The 15,967-nt window shown below is 43.9% G+C and carries 10 protein-coding genes; 6 read left to right on the top strand and 4 right to left on the bottom strand.

The genetic code is table 11. The features are described from left to right. Nucleotides 1–34: 34 nt before the first annotated feature. Nucleotides 35–2,530 (top strand): M14 family zinc carboxypeptidase, encoded by a 2,496-nt coding sequence (locus tag E2R66_RS02605; RefSeq protein WP_133226645.1) that lies wholly within the window; start codon nt 35–37, stop codon nt 2,528–2,530. 286 nt (nt 2,531–2,816) lie between these two features. Here the strand turns inward: E2R66_RS02605 and E2R66_RS02600 are convergent, their stop codons facing one another. The 4 genes from E2R66_RS02600 to E2R66_RS02585 all read right to left on the bottom strand — a co-directional run bounded on the left by E2R66_RS02600 (nt 2,817) and on the right by E2R66_RS02585 (nt 7,719). Further along, nucleotides 2,817–5,267 (bottom strand): outer membrane beta-barrel family protein, encoded by a 2,451-nt coding sequence (locus E2R66_RS02600; protein WP_133226647.1) that lies wholly within the window; start codon nt 5,265–5,267, stop codon nt 2,817–2,819. A gap of 217 nt (nt 5,268–5,484) precedes the next feature. Next, nucleotides 5,485–5,706 (bottom strand): hypothetical protein, encoded by a 222-nt coding sequence (locus tag E2R66_RS02595; protein ID WP_133226649.1) that lies wholly within the window; start codon nt 5,704–5,706, stop codon nt 5,485–5,487. Next, nucleotides 5,706–7,358 (bottom strand): PspC domain-containing protein, encoded by a 1,653-nt coding sequence (locus E2R66_RS02590; RefSeq protein WP_133226651.1) that lies wholly within the window; start codon nt 7,356–7,358, stop codon nt 5,706–5,708. Before E2R66_RS02590 ends, E2R66_RS02595 begins: the two co-directional genes overlap by 1 nt. Nucleotides 7,359–7,383: 25 nt before the next feature. Then, entirely contained in the window at nt 7,384–7,719 is a 336-nt protein-coding gene (locus E2R66_RS02585) for a PadR family transcriptional regulator (protein WP_133226653.1), read from the bottom strand. 185 nt (nt 7,720–7,904) lie between these two features. On the opposite strand from E2R66_RS02585, the gene E2R66_RS02580 reads away from it, so the two are divergent. The 5 genes from E2R66_RS02580 to E2R66_RS02560 all read left to right on the top strand — a co-directional run bounded on the left by E2R66_RS02580 (nt 7,905) and on the right by E2R66_RS02560 (nt 15,784). After that, the gene (locus tag E2R66_RS02580) at nt 7,905–11,030 is read left to right on the top strand and encodes a SusC/RagA family TonB-linked outer membrane protein (RefSeq protein WP_133226655.1); all 3,126 of its coding nucleotides are present in this window, start codon (nt 7,905–7,907) and stop codon (nt 11,028–11,030) included. A 10-nt stretch (nt 11,031–11,040) separates the two neighbouring features. Beyond that, entirely contained in the window at nt 11,041–12,633 is a 1,593-nt protein-coding gene (locus E2R66_RS02575; RefSeq protein WP_133226657.1) for a SusD/RagB family nutrient-binding outer membrane lipoprotein, read from the top strand. 17 nt (nt 12,634–12,650) lie between these two features. Further along, a complete protein-coding gene (locus E2R66_RS02570; RefSeq protein ID WP_133226659.1) occupies nt 12,651–13,625 on the top strand; it encodes a DUF1735 domain-containing protein in 975 nt (324 codons plus the stop codon). Between the two features lie 143 nt (nt 13,626–13,768). After that, on the top strand, nt 13,769–14,827 hold the full coding sequence (locus E2R66_RS02565; protein WP_158288324.1) for a TlpA family protein disulfide reductase: 1,059 nt from the start codon (nt 13,769–13,771) through the stop codon (nt 14,825–14,827). Between the two features lie 279 nt (nt 14,828–15,106). Next, nucleotides 15,107–15,784: a hypothetical protein gene (locus tag E2R66_RS02560; protein ID WP_133226663.1), complete on the top strand. Its 678-nt coding sequence runs from the start codon at nt 15,107–15,109 to the stop codon at nt 15,782–15,784. The last annotated feature ends 183 nt before the right edge of the window (nt 15,785–15,967 follow it).

The raw sequence follows: 15,967 nt of genomic DNA, 5'->3' as shown, positions 1-15,967 counted from the left end.
ATATTAGCCATTGCATCCTCCCAAGTTAGATCATATGATAAAAAGATTACTCTTCGTTTTCGTAGCTGTTGCGTCTTTTACGGCTGCTATTGCCCAAACCATACAATCGCCCGAGCAATTTTTAGGCTATAAGCCCGGCGAACAATTTACGCCGCATTACCGCATTGTGGAGTACTTTAAATATATTGCATCAGCATCAAAAAGTGTAAAACTGCAGCAGTTTGGTACAACCAACGAGGGAAGGCCACAACTGGCCATGTTCATTGCTTCGGACGAGAACATTGGCCGCCTGGAGGATATTCGCCATAATAACTTAAAACTGGCGGGCATAGAAAGCGGAAAGGCGGATTTGCCCAATGCGCCGGTTATTTTATGGTTAAGCTTTAACGTACACGGTAACGAGCCAGCCTCGAGCGAGGCTGCGATGTGGACGCTCTTTGATTTGGTTGACCCGGCAAACACCCGCAATAAAGACTGGTTGAAGAACACTTTGGTGGTGATAGACCCATGCCTTAACCCCGATGGCCGCGATCGCTATGTGAATTTTTATAACTCGGTTAAAGGCGCGAAGCCCGACCCAACGCCAACCGCGCGCGAACACATGGAGCCATGGCCGGGTGGCCGGGTGAACCATTACTATTTCGATCTGAACCGCGACTGGTCATGGCAGGCACAAAAAGAAACCCAGAACCGGGTTGGTCTTTATAACCAATGGTTACCAGAGGTGCATGTAGATTACCATGAACAGGGTTATAACGCGCCATATTATTTTGCACCCGCTGCAGAACCGTACCATAAAGATATTACGCAATGGCAACGCGATTTTCAGGTTACTATAGGTAAAAACAACGCCAAGGATTTTGATAAGAACGGCTGGATGTATTTTACCAAGCAGGTGTTCGATTTACTGTACCCATCGTACGGTGATACCTACCCGCTGTATAATGGTTCGATAGGGATGACCTACGAGCAAGGCGGCATTGGCGCCGGCCTGGCAGTAGTTACCCGCAGCGGAGATACTTTAACCTTGGTACAACGCGTGGCACACCACCACTCTACGGCTATCAGCACTATTCAAACCACGTCTGATAATGCCACTAAGCTATTAACAGAGTTTAAGAAGTTTTACGATAACGCCAGGACCAATCCGCCGGGCGCGTACAAAACGTATGTGGTTAGGAACGACAATAACGAAAAGGTAGACCAGTTGGCGAAATTGCTGGCGCGTAACGGCATACAATACGGCTACGGCTTGTCTACTAAAACAGTTACCGGCTACGATTACTTCAGCGGTAAAAGTGAAACGTATAATGTGGATGCTAATGATCTGGTGATAAACGCCTATCAGCCCAAAGCGGTATTGCTTAACGTTTTGATGGAACCCACCACATTTATTGCTGATTCGGCCACTTATGATATTACCGCCTGGGCGCTACCTTATGCGTATGGCCTGCGTGCGTATGGGTTAAAAGAATCGCTTAAACCGGCAACTGCAAGCTGGAATGTTGCAAAACCAGCCGCCTTACAAAATACGCATGCTTATGCCTATATCTCATCCTGGCAATCGATAGCGGATGTACGGTTTTTGGCAGCCATTATGAAGAAAGGTATTAAAGCTCGTTACTCTGAAACGCCGTTTGAAATTGCGGGCAAGAAATTCCCGGCAGGATCCGTATTGGTGACCCGCGCAGGTAACGACCGTGCAGACTTTGACCAGGTGGTTACGCAAGTCGCCGCCGAACTGGGTCACGAGCTTACGCCAATATCCACTGGTTTTATGGATAAGGGTAACGACATCGGCTCCAGCGAGGTGCATTTCATCAAACAGCCACGCGTTGCGCTGATGGCAGGCGATGGCGTGAACTCCGAAGCGATGGGTGAGGTTTGGCATTTGTTTGAACAGCAGATAGGTTACCCTATCAGCCTGGTAAGGTATCAGGATCTTGGTCGCAGCAGGCTGTCGGATTTCGATGTGATGATTTTCCCTGACGGGCGTTATGATGGCTTCCCATCTGATAAATTGATGGCCTGGATACGCGACGGCGGCAGGCTGATAGCGATGGAGAATGCCGCATCGTTACTGGCAGATAAAAAGGACTTCGGCATTAAGCTGAAAGAAGGCAAAAAAGACGATAAGAAAGATGCCGCAGCGGTAAGGATCTATGCCAACCGGGAGCGCGATGCAATATCTACCGGAATCCCTGGTGCCATATTCAAAATGAATTTGGATAATACGCATCCGCTGGGTTTTGGCTTGCCCAACTTTTACTACACGCTGAAAATGAACGACGATATTTACGAGTTGCTTGGCGACGATGGCTGGAACGTGGGCACCATCAAAAAAGACGCCTATGTATCGGGTTTCGTTGGTGCGCAATCTAAGCAACGGATAGCCAACGGCTTATTGCTGGGCGTGCAAAGCATGGGCCGGGGCTCGGTTATCTTAATGGCTGATAACCCCCTGTTCCGCAGTTTTTGGGAAAATGGCAAGCTACTCTTTAGTAATGCCGTGTTTATGGTGGGGCAGTAGGTCCCCATATCCCTTAATCGATTGGTTTTAAAAAGCTTAAAGCGCCCACATTACACAAATTAAAAAGTGTAATGTGGGCTTTGTTTATTTAAATAGGCTTATTAAATATTCAGGCGGCAGCCTTTCTTTATAGGCTTTACCCAGGAAACGGTAGGGTTCAACGTCAAAAAACACTCATAAGCAGAAAAGCCTATCCGTTTTATCAGATCGGCTTTCCGTGTAATAATAGTTGTGGCAATGAAACGGCCCTTCTAAAAAGGAGTTCAGCGGACAGCTAGTTGTGGGTTTAATTCGACCCCTTCACCCTGTTGCTTTCATCATCGGCACCTGTGCGATGCTGTCGGCTTTTGATAGCACTGTTGCCAAAGTTATAGGTGAGCGTAAGGCGCACTACGCGGCTATCGTTTCGTTGCTTAATATCAAAGTTATTATTTACGATATGGCTGCTTAGGTCGTTGCGGCGCAGGAAGAAGATATCGTCGCAAGCTAGTTTTACATTCAGTTTTTTGGCGGCAAACGAGTGGCTCACGCCGGCATCAATAGAGTAGCGGGCTTTTATTTTATAAATGCCGTAAGTTAACGGCGAACGGTAATCACCCAGCACTTCAAAGCGGTAAGCACCGAAGGTAAAGGTTTGCGTTAATTTACCCTGTGCTGCCAATTGCCCGTCGTTAAAGTTCACTATTGAGGTAGAGTCGGTGTTGAAACCCAGGTAAAACGCGTTTACGTTGATGTTACCGGTCCACCATTTGGCGATGGTGAAAGGTGTATTCACGTTGACATTGTAGCTTTTCTGAGTTTTTAAGTTCTGATGCGTCTCAAAAGACTTGTTGCCTTGTGTTAATATCAGTTCGGTAATCACATCGGTAGTAAGGCTGTAACCCAGGCTTACGTTCAAATTGTGGTTGTAAGTATAATTCAGCTCGAAATTTTGGGTGTATTGCGGGTTTAAGAACGCGTTGCCCTGGCTATAGGTGTATGGATCCAGGTAGTAGATGAAGGGGTTAAGGTCATCGTAGCCCGGGCGATCTATGCGGCGACTGTACGAAAAATTCAGCTCGTTTTTATCATTTAGCGTTTGGTTGATGAATACGCTTGGGAAAAAATTAAGGTAGCTGCGGTTTACCGGGCTGCTGCCAATGAGGTTGCCGTTAGATTTTGTTTGCTCTGCGCGCAAACCTACCTGAATAGATGTTTTTTTGAACTGCTTGTTCAGGTTAATGTAGCCAGCGTTTATTTTCTCATCGTAAATAAAGCGGTTGGTGCGGTTTACATCGTTTATCAGCACGCCGTTGCTTACTATCTGGGCCTGCAGGTCGTTATCCGTTTTTACGCTGCTGAATTTAGCGCCGGTTTCCAGTTTAATGGTTTTAGTGATGGGTTTGGTGTAATCAAACTTACCAGTATATATAGATATGGTAGAGGGTGTTTGATTGCGCAATATCTGCGGTGCGTGCTGGGTGCTGCCATCGGGCAAAAAGTAATCGGTGTGGTAATCGGCGTTAGCGTTGTTCCGGAACTTCGAGTAATCCAGGTCGAAGCTGATTTCCTGCCCCGCGGTATCTATTTTATAGCGGTCGTTTAAATTAAGTGCAAAGTTTTTATAGGATTGGTTTACAAGCGATGTAGTGCGCAGCGAAGAATCGGCTACGCCAAATTGCCTGCCTATAATAGTAGAGGTATTGTTATCGTCGCGGCCGGTGTTCGAATAACCGTTCAACACAAAACCGATGGTATGTTTTGGTGTGAGGTCGTAATCAGCACCGAGGCGGTAGTTGTTGTAATGGTTTACGCCCGGCATTTTTGATATTTGGTTAAAGTAGGTGTTGTTGCCTGCGCCGTCGGTGATTACGCGGTTGATACTCAAATCATGATCGCGTTTGATATCGCCCCGGCCAAATGAGCCAAATACATTTAAATCGCCCTCTTTATGGTTTAAATTCAGGTTGGTACTTTCGCGCCAGTAATTACCGCGAGCAACAGCAGCAGTGAGGCTGCCGTTGGTGCCTGATTGTGTGTTCTTTTTCAACTTAATGTTAATGATACCCGAGTTTCCTGCTGCATCGTATTTGGCCGACGGGTTGGTAATGATTTCGATGGATTTGATAGTACTGCCATCGGTAGACCTCAAAAGTGTAGCCAATTGCGCTGCCGTAAGATAGGTGAGCTTATCGTTTATCATCACAGTTACCCCTTCTTTGCCCTTCAGGCTGATGTTATCGTCTTTATCGAGGGATACGCCGGGGGCGCGTGCCAGTATTTCCAGTGCGGTGTTCCCTGCTGCCAATACGCTGTTCTCTACGTTCATCACGGTGCGGTCTATCTTGCGCTCTATCAAGGGTTTTGTGCCGCTTATGGTTATCGTTTGCAGGTTACGGCTGTTGGCCTGCATTTTTATGGTAGGTACAGCAACAGTTGGTTGATTGCCGTTTGCCGCTATAGCGGCGCTATAGGCCTTAGCGTAGCCCAGATTGGTTACCGCAATGATGTAGCTGCCTGCTGCAATATGATCGAAAATGTAAGTGCCGGTCTCGGTGCTTAGGGTGCCTTTTACAACGGTAGAGTCCTTGGCGCGCAGCAGTGTAACGGTAGCATAATCTACAGGCTTGCCTTGTTCGTTCAGCAACGAGCCGGTGATGGTATGTGTTTGCGGCGCGGTAATTTGGGGTTGGGCATATGCTGTTGCGCATGACAACAAGCACATTAATATATATAGTTGGCGGATGATGGTTTTCATAGGGGGTAAAAATTTAGCAATAGGAATCCCTTGGGGGCGTGGCCCTCAATTTTTTTTGTTTAGTAAGTAATTGGAGTTTAGTACCGTGCTATCAAATTGCAGCAGGGTTTTGGGAAGTGGTTATATGGCTGTTTTGCATGGTTTCTGTTTAATCCCGCCGTTTGTATTAACGGCCGGGGCCTTGTTTACGGTTTAGATGCAAAAACAGCAGTGAAGGTTACATGCTTTTTTCACTTTTTAATACGGGGAACAGCGTTTCCAGCACTTCGCGGCAGAGAAGGACGCCTTGGACCGCAGGCTTTTGCGGTTGTGCTTTAATGGATTGCGCTGCTTTTTGGAGAAACAAAAACCGCTGCGCTTGTTGGAATTTTAAATCGCAAAAAGGTAATATAAGCCCGCTGAACATCAGCAGGCTTATGTACTTGATAAGGGGTTTCATTATTCGCCTGTTGTTGCAGTATCTATGGTGATAGCGGCCTTTTTAATTTGGGGAAGCACCAGGGTGTCGATTTTGCATTGCAGGCCGTTATCGGTCATCACGAATTTGGCCGATGGGGCACCCTCGCGTTTGTTATCGCGGTTGCATTGCCAAACGCTTGCGCTCTCTATAAACCTATCGAGGGACTGATCTATCACCAGCTTCGAGTTGATCGGCACTTTCAGGGTAAGGTGCAACTCTTGTGCCCGCCAGAATTTATCGGCTGGTTTCTCTAAGCGGCGGTTAAATTTCAGCACATTGCCTTCTTGTTTAAACTGGTAGATGATAGCACGTGCGTTAGCCAGTGCATCCTGATCGTTACGGCCGCGGGCGCTAAACCATTCGGTTAGTACGGGTTGGGCTACATCGCTTTTTTCAATAGTGATATGGATGTTTTTATCCGGCATATCCATATTGTTATCGTTGTCGTTGTCTAAGATAATGCGGCCATCAAACTTGTCTTTTATCTCCAGCCGTATACTATCCTCGCGGGTAAGAAATTTGATGTCGTTCAGCTTTAGGTAATAAGTGCTGTCTGCTTGCGGTTTAATATTGATGGTTTGTATAAAATTGGCACCTTCTCTAAAATTGGTAAGTGCTTTGGTGCTTTGGTATATTACGATGCTTATAGCAACCACCCAAACCATCAGCAATGCAGCGCCGGTTGTACGGCCAATAGTGCGGCCATTGAATACCGCGTTGATGATAACCAGTATAATGGCCAGCAATGGCATAGCCAGCGTAAGGAAACCGCAGATAAAGAAAGTGGTGTTAGCCTCCCGGTTAACAATATTGAAGGGGAAAAAGTGAACAAGCGTGGTGTTGCCATACGCCGTAAAAGCAATTATGGTAATAACCAGCCCAATCATGGCGGCAAAGCAGCCTATTAAAAGCGCAATGGCTATTACTTTAAGCAACAGCCGTGCGGTGCCGCCAATAAAAGTACCGAAATGGGTGAATACATCGCCGGCAAAATCGCGGGTTTTGTAAGCGAGGGGTTTGGCTTCGTGCTTTAGGGCATGCAGGTTGCCTTTTACGCTGCTAATTTCCTCTTCAAAATTTTGTTTAAAGCCTTGCAGATCCAGCCGCTGGCCTTTCATGGCCATACGGTCGGCACGGGTAATCGCCTTAGGTACAACTATCCAAAGGATGATATATAGCAGCAGGCCAATGCCACCGCCAGCGCACAGCAAAACAAAGCCAAGCCTTACCCAAATTGCATCTATATCAAAGTAGTTGGATATACCGGCAGATACCCCTCCCACCAGGTGGTCGTCGGCATCGCGAAAAAGGCGGCGGTTCTCGGTGGCGTATGCGAATGCGGGGCCGGCGGCCCCGCCGTTTTCCTCGGCCTCAAAATCTTCTACAGAGCCCATTTGCTGCACAACGGCGTTTACATCCTGCGCAACTACAACCTGCTTGCTTTCGCGCTGCAAAATCTCGTTGAACATCTCCGCGATGCGGTTTTCTATGTCTGTAGTGATTTCCAGGCTATCGGCCGAATTCATAAAGTGCCGCGTTACGGCCGACATGTACGCTTTTAATATCTCGTAGGCATCTTCCTCTATGTGGAAAACCATGCCGTTTATATTGATGATGATCGTTTTATTCATGATGGTGGTGATTAAAGGATGGTGATTAATTTTTGCGGTCGCCTATGGCGGTTTGTACAGCGAAGGCTAATTCCTGCCAAGTGGTATCAAGCTGTTCCAATACTTTACGGCCCTCATCGCTAAGCACATAGTACTTACGGGGCGGCCCCGAGGTAGACTCTACCCAGTTGTAGGATAACAGGCCATTGTTTTTTAATCGTGTTAGCAGGGGGTATAAAGTACCCTCAACTACCAGCAGCCGGGCCTTCTTCAGCTCGGCAATTATGTCCGATGCATATATCTCGCCCTTTGCTATAACAGAAAGGATGCAATACTCCAGTATGCCTTTCCTCATTTGGGTTTGGGTGTTCTCAACAATCATAATGCAAAGATATATGTTTAGGAATGTATTATGCAATGCATAGTACTGGATTGATTTGTTTTTTTTTAATTTTTTCACTTTTTTTAACAAAATCATCCTTTTTTTTACATTTTATTTGATTTATTGATAGCGTAACACTACTTTTATGATTAATTAACTATTAACTGATCTTATTATTAACAAACATGAAAAAACTTCTACTAGTAAGTTTGTGTTTCCTGATGTTATGCGTAACGCAGGGATTCGCACAAAATCGAGTTATCACTGGTACGGTTACTTCAAAGGATGACGGTCTTCCGCTTCCTGGGGTTTCGGTAACAGTTCCTGGTACTGCAATTGGTACTCAAACCAATGCAACCGGTGCTTATTCTCTTAGGGTTTCTGGCTCAGGGCCGGTAACTTTAAAGTTTGCCTTTATTGGTTTTGCGTCGCAGACCATTAGTGCTCCTGAACGTAATGTGCTTAATGTAGCCCTAGCGGGTGATGCTAAGCAACTTGGCGAGGTTGTAATTAATGCTGCCGGTGGTATCCAAAGAAAAACCCGTGAACTTGGTTATCAAAACACACGCGTTACGAGTGATCAATTAACTCAAGGCAAGGCGCCAACTGTGGCTGCTGGTTTAACAGGTAAAGTTGCTGGTTTACAAATTAATGCCGTGAGCAGTGGTGTTAATCCAACCTATCGTTTGGTGCTACGTGGTAACCGTTCATTAACAGGTAACAACCAGGCCTTATTGGTTTTAGATAATGTAATCACACCGAGCTCTGTGTTGGGTAACTTAAACCCAGAAGATATCGACGACATCACCGTGCTTAACGGTGCAAGTGCTGCCGCTCTTTACGGTTCAGATGCATCTAATGGTGCATTGGTTGTTACAACTAAAAAAGGTAAAAAAGGTGTAACAGAAATAAAAGCTTCTCATTTATCTACTGTAGAGCAGGTGAGCTTTTATCCAAAGTTACAAAGCGAATTTGGTTCGGGTTCTTCCTCAAACACGCAGGTGTACGACCCTATTGAGAACCAGCAATATGGTCCCCGTTTTGATGGCACCCTAAGGCAAATTGGTCTTCCATTTCAGGATGGTAGCGTACAGACAGTGCCTTACACTGCTAACCGGGATAAATACAACTTTTGGCAAAGTGGTTTAACCAATCAGGAAGACTTCTCATTATCTTCTGGTGACGAAAAGTCCACATTGTTCCTTAGTGGTCAATACCTTAATACTAAAGGTACTACCAATAATGATAATTACAAACGTGCTTCTGTAAGGTTGAACGGTACAAGAGATTTTGGTAACAAATTGAAAGCTATATATGCTGTGAGTTTTGTTCAGAATACATCAGACCTAACTACTGCAACAAGTACTGTTTACGACCAATTGTTGCAAACTCCTGCTCAAATTCCATTGTTATCTTACAAAGATTACGTAAACAATCCTTACGCAAACCCTAATGGTTACTATAACGGTTACTATGCTAACCCTTATTTCACCATAGATAACAATCGTAACTTAAACCGTAACAACTACCTTACTGGCAATGTTGACCTGAACTACGATCCATTGGATTGGTTAGGCTTTACCGGTCGTGCTGGGTTGTCTAGCAGAAGCCAGTACAACAAGGCACACACGGGTCAGTTCCTGTTTACACCTTATGCGCTTGAAACCTATACATCAAAATCAAATATTGCTGGTTCAGAATCTGACGGTTCACTATCTGATGTTCAGATCAATGCTGAGTTCCAAACCAGGCTGCGTAAAGAATTTGGTGACTTCCTTGTGAAATTTATTGCTGCAGGATCTTTACGACAAAATTCATATAAATCAATTGGTGTTGGTGCAAGCTCAATATTTATTCCGGGCTTATACAATGTAAGCAACCGTGTAGGTGAGGCACAGGCAAGCGAAGGCAATTATATGGCAAGGCAGCAAGCCGTGTATGGCGACTTAACTGTTGGCTACAAGAATTATTTGTTCTTGCACGTTACAGGCCGTAACGACTGGGTTTCGGTATTACTTCCCAAAAATCGTTCATTTTTCTATCCGGCAGCAGACGTATCGTTTGTAGCATCTGACGCATTCTCTTTTATCAAAGAAAGCAAAGTTATTGATGTATTGAAACTACGTGCTGGTGTGTCTAAAGTAGGTAACGTAAACTTGCAGTCATCAACAGGTAACCCTTACGGTGCTTACTCGTTATTACCAACTTTCAGCCCAACCTCAGGTTTCCCATATGGTTCGTTAGGCGGTTTCTCACAAAGCTCAGTATTAGTATCTCCTGATCTTAAGCCAGAGATCACAAAAGCGTTTGAGGTTGGTGTCGACTTCACCTTGTTAGGCAACAGAATTGACGGTAGTGTTACTTATTATAAATCAAGTACTACTGATCAAACTGTACAAACTACTATCAGTAACTCTACTGGTTTTACATCTTACCTCATCAACACAGGTGAAGTACAGAATAGCGGTATAGAGAGTGCTTTACACTTCACTCCTATTCGTTCGTCAGGTGGTTTATCAATAACCATTGGCGGTAACTATACTTATCTAAATAACAATGTTAAATCGATTAATGCAAACCTACCGCGCCTAAGCATTAACGGTAGCGCAAACTCGTATGCGATCGAAAATCAGCCTTTCCCGGTATTGCTTGGTACCGACTACTTACGTGACGACCAGGGCCGTGTTATCGTTGATCGTATCACTGGTTACCCACAGGTAGATCCACAAGTTAAAGTTTTAGGCAACGCCCAGCCTAAACATCGTCTTGGTGTAGATATTGAAGTGAGGTTTAAAGGTTTACGCTTTACTACGTTGTTCGAATACCGTGGTTCCTATTCACAGTATTCAGAATCGGGCGGTTCTTTAGACTTCTCTGGTTCTTCATTACGTTCTGTGTATTATGATCGCGAACGCTTTGTGTTCCCTAACTCTTCGTACCTGGATCCTGTTAGTAATACTTACGTTCCAAACACCAATGTAGAAGTACAGGATGGTGGTGCAGGTTTCTTCACAAGCGGAAGTTTTAACCGTAACGTAACTTCTAATTATGTTTATTCTGGTAACTACTGGAAATGGAGAGAGGTATCTTTATCTTATACTTTGCCAAAATCAATACTGGCTGGCTCCAAGGTTATCAAGAATGCAATTATTAGTTTACAGGGCCGTAATCTATTCTTATGGGTTCCAAAAACTAATGAATTTACAGACCCGGATTATAGCAACACAGATGGCAACGCAATTGGTATCACCGGTTTAGGCCAAACGCCTCCAACCAGGTACTACGGTGCATCACTTTCGTTAACATTCTAATCATAAAGTAATGAAAAAATATATAAGTTCAATTTTATTCGGCACCTGCTTGCTTGCATTTACATCGTGCAAGAAGTATTTGGATATCAACACTAATCCAAACCAGGCGACGTCCTCTACACCTACATACGTTTTACCAAACGCATTAGCTGTTACTGCATCTTCTACAGATGTTACTTATCACAATTATGGTGCTCAAACAGTTGGATACGAAGTAAATGCTGGTGGCTATGGTGGTTGGGGCACTATATTTACTTACAACTATTCTACAAGTGAACAGACTGGTTTATGGACATCTATGTACAATAACCTGAGAGATTATCAATATATCCTTAGCCAAACAGAAGGCGTAGCTACTTCTACATATTTTAACGCTGCAGCGCGTATTATGAAAGCTTACGACTTCCAGCTTTTGGTTGACCAGTATGGCGATATTCCTTATTCTGAAGCACTTCAAGGTGCAGATTTTTTAACACCGAAGTATGATAAAGCGGAAGCTATCTATCAGGACCTGATTGTTCAATTAAACAAAGCTATTGCTGATATTAATGCTGCTGACGAAGGTACGCAGTTAAATATTAGCAGTGCCGACATTATGTTCCATGGCGATATGCAAAAATGGAAACAACTTGCCAATACCATTAAATTGCGCATACTGATCCGTGCATCTGGCTCAAGCCTTTCTTCTTACGTAACTACGCAATTGGGCAGCTTTAATACAGCAGATGGCTTTTTAAATGACGATGCCATTATTAACCCCGGTTATATTGTAACCGACGGTAAGCAAAATCCAATTTGGAACACTTACCACAGTAACGCTGGTGGGACACAAAGTGGTTTTGGCCGTCAGTTTATCCCATCTACATATGTTTTGCAGTTTTATAATGGCGGTAAGCTTACGGACGATACTCGTGCCGATTTAACTTACTACCACGGCGTTACTGTACCAAATAACCAACTAGGTAACGATGCCACTCCACCAAACGCACCATCCGGAACACCAGCATGGTATATCGGCGGTACTAATTACGCGAATGCCCCAAACACGGTTGGTGTCTTAAAAGGCCGTACGATGGGCTCTCCTTTATTCCTTGCTGCAGAGAGCCATTTCCTTTTAGCAGAAGCAGCCTTAAAGGGTTATGCGCTCGCAGGAACAGCTCAAGCTAATTTCGACGCGGGTATTGCGGCATCATTTGCCTACCTTGAAAAGGACGTAAGTGGTTCTATTGCGGATAATACACCACAAGAAGATGCTACCGCTTACCAGTTAGAAAACGCAGGTGCCGCCAAAGCCTATTTAGCGAACTATAACCTTGCTGCCACGAACGAACAAAGATTAGAGGCAATTATCACTCAGAAATATATAGCGCTAAACTTTATACACGGGCACGAAGCATGGAACGAGTACCGCAGAACAGGCTATCCTGTTACCACTGGTACTGCTGCAAACACCTCTTTTGCATCTGTTACTTCACAGTCTACCCGTACAGACAGGTTACCGGTTAGGGTTCAATATCCAAGCTCGGAATACACTTACAACCCGGGTAATGTACCAAGCGGTATTAATGTATATACGTCTAGATTATTTTGGGACGCTAACTAATTTTAAAAAAGTAAACGATGAAAAAATTTATATGCTTAACGTTATTGTCGGTTAGTCTTGCCGGCTTAACATCTTGTCTGAAAGACAAGACCTCCAATATCGATCCTGATGGATCGCCGTCTACTGTGTCGTTTTCAACATCAGGTAGCGATGGTACGGTAGGTGAGGTATGGTCATCACCTGCTGGTGCTCCATTTTACGTGTTTAACCGCTCTTTTGACGCTGTAGCCTCTGCGCAAATGCCGATTACAGTTCAATACGGTGGTAGCACTGCAGCTCCAACGGATGTTACTGTTAACTTAGGGATTAATACTGCTGCTATCGCTACTTACAATGCTGCTGTAAAGACTTCATACGTACAAATTCCCACCTCTTTGGTAACCTTTCCTGCATCAGTGGTTATACCCAAAGGCCAAAGGAAAGCAGTTGTAATGATCACACTGAAATTAAACACTGCGGACTATGATTTTAACGCAGCTTACGTATTGCCTATTTCTATTACTTCCGCTTCTTCTGGTAGTGTAAGTGGGAATTTCGGTACATTGTTGTACAGAATTATCGCCAAGAACATTTACGAGGCTAGCTATACTACAACAGGCTATTTCTTCCACCCTAGTGCAGGGCGTGCGCTTAACTCTACTAAGAAGATGTCTACAGTTAGCGCTGTCAGGGTAGAGATTCCATTGGGCGATTTAGGTGGCTCTAACTATTATGTCGACTTTGACGTAAATGGTTCAGCCTTAAGTAATTATGCTCCTGCTGGTGCTACGCCAACCGGTGCACAATCTGGTTTCTTCACATCAGACCAGCCTGGTGCAACAGGTTCATGGTCGCCTTCTACTCCCGGTACAAATGGATTTGTACACTCTACTTACAATAACACTTACGATGCTGCATCTAAAACCTTCTTTCTCCACTATGGATACGGTGTTGGCTCAGCGGGTCAAACTGGTTGGACTCGTCAGATTTACGAAAAATGGGTTAGACAATAAAATTTGAGCCATTTATAATGCAAAAAGCTATCTTCGGATAGCTTTTTGCATTTACATCTATTATGTTATATTACAACCGCGCTTTTTTTCTTGTTGTATGTATGGTAGGCTCATTGTTCTACTCCTGCGTTACAACCGACCCATTGAAGAGAACTGTAACTATTTATCCTAGGATTGCGCCGGGCGAAAAAATTTATGTTATCAGGAAGCCCTTTGGTGATGAAAGGGAAATTACTGTAGATTCGGCTGTTATCAAAGAGAGTATGGCAGGGGTGGTATTGAAATTGCATTCTAATGAAGACCGCCTTTACGATATTACGTCAACCTTTAACAATTACACAGTGAGTATCATTAGCGATACCACCAACACAATTGTAAATGTTGATTATTTTAAACGGAGTAGTGATGTTTCCAACTCGCCTGCTACTGTCAGTCTTTTGGCATTTAACTCCAGGCAAGCATACATTGCCAGGGATATCACTAAGTGCGGCCATTCTTTGGATAGCGCCTACCGCGCAAATGCTTTGGATACATTGGTGTCGTTAAAGCAAAAGCGTATGTCGCTACTTTATAAATATACCATGAATTCTATCTCCTATGCCGATACTGTTAAAAGTGGCGCAGCATTTATGGTGGCGTATAATTCCGTAGACTTCGGGAAAGATTATGGTAAATTGCATTCTTTTATGCAAAAAGCGCACAGGCGCTTTGGGCATTACCGGCCATTTATGGCCTTAGAAAGTAAGGTTCAAAAATATATTAATATAATGACGGTTGAATACAATGTCGGTGATGTGTTGCCAGGATTGGTGCTTCCAGACACATTGCAAAAACCCTTATCTACAACAGATTTATGTAAGGGTAAAGTCTGCCTCATTAATTTGTGGTCTACCTGGTGCCCTCAATGTTATCCTTTTATTGAGCAACAAAGGAAAGCGCAAGCGTTGTTTAGTCCGGCGAAGTTTCAGATGATTAGTGTTGCGTTGGATCCGGACGTTAACGACTGGAAGGCCTATGTATCCGTAAATAAATTGTATTGGCACCAAGTCATTGACAAAGATGTTTGGACCGGAACAAGTGTATATACCTTTAAGGCAGACAGCATACCGTATAATTTTTTGCTTGCGCCCGACGGTAAAATTGTTGCTAAAGGGATTTCACCAGATTCACTTATTCATACTCTTAAGCGTTACCTAAAGTAGGTTGGGCAGTCATTTTTTATCAACACCATTCTCACTCTTGTTATACCATTCTGTATTTGCAAGCACCTTCGGCGAAAACGAATATACTTTGGGCTGATTGCCATCTTTTGGCGGCTTGGTGATGGTGTTTTTATGGTATTAAAATGGTTGTTGTACCGGCATTGAACATACAGCTATTTGTTATTTTAACAAAAAAGAGATGGAAGTGCATCTTATCTCTTTTTTGTTTGTTTTTAATACAAAAAGGTTGTTTATCTTTATACTATAAATTTAAGCATCATGAAGATAAGCCTATTAGCAGTCCTGTTCCTTGTCGCTACTGTTTCGGCAAATGCGCAACGTGCCGAAAAGAAAAGCCGCATCAGTGATAGCACCCAACTCGTGTACTCTACACCCGACGGACAAATAAAAGACGGGGCTTATTATATACAAAACACCAAAAATAATAATGTGTTGGTGCAAGGGAATTATAAGAACGACGTGCGTGTAGGTAACTGGTATTTTTTCTCTGGCGAAAACAAATTGGTGCTCCGTTACAACTACGATCAAAAAAAAGTGGCTTATATTGATAACAGTATGTTTAACACCGTTGGTGTTGAAATTCCAAACGTTGAAGAAGAAGTAGCTAAAAACGCCTCGGCACCCGTGCCGCTTTGTGCTATTGACTATTATACGTCGTTGCTTTCCAGTGAGGTTTATAACTTCAACAAGGGTAATTCTCTTAAGTTAGAAATAACCGCGCATGTAGCTATTGATGGTAAAGCTACGTATTACATTGCTTATGTGGATAATAGTAAGAAAACAGCCCCTAAAGAGATGAAACTAAAAGGGGACAAGTTTGCTATTGATTGGATACCCGCGATGTACAACAATCAGCCCATATATTCTGAGTTTACTGTGTATGCTACACTGTTAGAAGAAGGTTCCGGCCAGAGAAGATTCCGCTGGCACGATTAATCATAATTCGACAGAATTGGCTGATTGATAAGTAAATTGGGGGTTTTAGAAGCATTAGTGTGGAATAAGGCTATCGAGGATCGAATAGATTACACAATAAGAAAGCCTAAAAGGAAATTAAAAGCACCGGGCAAGACCGGTTGGCGAAAGTGTCGCTGATAGCGGCAGGCCTTTACTCGAGGC

This window comes from Mucilaginibacter psychrotolerans (genome assembly GCF_004519315.1).
Taxonomy (GTDB): domain Bacteria; phylum Bacteroidota; class Bacteroidia; order Sphingobacteriales; family Sphingobacteriaceae; genus Mucilaginibacter; species Mucilaginibacter psychrotolerans.
Note: the sequence above shows the minus strand (reverse complement) of the source record. Positions and strands in the feature narration are given on the sequence as shown.